Origin of the sequence: Tsukamurella spumae, from assembly GCF_012396015.1 — a bacterium.
Classification (GTDB): Bacteria; Actinomycetota; Actinomycetes; order Mycobacteriales; family Mycobacteriaceae; genus Tsukamurella; species Tsukamurella spumae.
This window is the reverse complement of the sequence record NZ_JAAXOQ010000075.1, coordinates 1-1,319: the sequence shown is the minus strand read 5'-3', so window position 1 is coordinate 1,319 and position 1,319 is coordinate 1. Positions and strand designations below refer to the sequence as shown.

At 65.1% G+C, this 1,319-nt stretch carries 1 protein-coding gene; it reads right to left on the bottom strand.

What is annotated here, in order from left to right; genetic code table 11:
- Positions 1-40 precede the first annotated feature (40 nt).
- Complete coding sequence (locus HF999_RS22105; RefSeq protein WP_168547903.1) at positions 41-1,267, bottom strand: IS110 family RNA-guided transposase; 1,227 nt, start codon at positions 1,265-1,267, stop codon at positions 41-43.
- Positions 1,268-1,319 lie beyond the last annotated feature (52 nt).

Here is a 1,319-nt window from a genome sequence, read left to right as displayed (position 1 = left end):
TCTGGGCTAACGCTGTTAAGACATCCCTGGACGTTGTGTGTCAAGCCGCCACGGCCTGTTGGTGGTGCGACCAGGCGACGGTCTGGTCGTATTGGGTGCCGCTGGCGAGGCAGCCGTGGAGGATTCCGACGAGCCGGTTGGCGAGCTGGCGCAGTGCCGCATTGTGCTTGACTCCGCGGGCCCGCTGTTGGTCGTAGTAGGCCTTCGCGTGCGGGTCGTGCATCAGCGCGCAGGATGCCTGGAGCTGGAGAGCGTCGACGAGGCGATCGTTGTGGATGAACCTGGCGGCGACGATCCGTGATTTCCCGGATTGGCGGGTGATGGGGCTGGTCGCGGCGTAGTTCTTCCGCGCCTTTGCGCTGCGGTAACGCCCGGGGGCGTCCCCGAATTCGGCGAGCACCCGGGCGCCGAGGATCTCACCGAGGCCGGGCTGGCTGGCGATGATGTCAGCGGCCGGGTGCCGGCCAAAATGTGTCTTCACCTCCCCCTCGAGGCGGTCGGCTTCGGTGATGATCACGCTCAACACCGCGATCGATGATCGAACCGATGCCGCATACGCGGACGCCACCATGGCCGGTTGACCGAGATGCTCATCGCGCAGGATCTGTTGGATGCGATCCGCTTTCGCGTCTTTGCTGCGGTAGCCTTTGAGCATCGGCAGGATATGGCGGGCGGTGAGTTTCGCGGCCTGCTCGGGAGTGGGTGCCTTCGAGAGCATCGACAGGATCGGGCGGCTGGTCAACGGCAGGTCCAGCTCCGAGCAGATCAGCAGGATCGCGGGGAAGTACTCACGCAGCGCGGCCCGCAACCGCGACATGTGTCGGGTCCGTTCCCAGATCATGCTCTGATGCGCACGGGCAACGACCTTGACCGCCGCGGCGATATCACTGTCACCGCCGGCTTCGCGTAGCTGCAGACGGCGCGTGCGGACCATGTCCGCGAGCGCGTGCGCGTCACCCTTGTCGCTTTTGGCGCCCGAGCTGGAGAGGATCTCCCGATGGCGGTGGGCTTGCTTCGGATCGACCCCGAACACGCGGTAGCCGGCCGCGATCAGCGCATTCACCCAAGGACCGCGGTCGATTTCGATGCAGACCAGCACGTCCTCAGGCTGACCGTCGTCGGGCAGGAAGGTGCCGACGAGTTCGCCGAATCCAGTGATACCCGCCATCCCCTCGGGGAGACGAGCACGTCGCAACACCCGCCCCTCTTCGTCCTGAAGCTCCACATCGTGGTGATCTTCGGCCCAGTCATCTCCGATGAACAACATCTTCAGCACCTCCTCCTCTTCGTCACCCCCGGGGATCGAGGGTTCTGGTGAC

Bases quoted from the DNA above. Each gene is read 5' to 3' on its own strand.
- HF999_RS22105 (WP_168547903.1), bottom strand. From the start codon at position 1,267: ATGTTGTTCATCGGAGATGACTGGGCCGAAGATCACCACGATGTGGAG.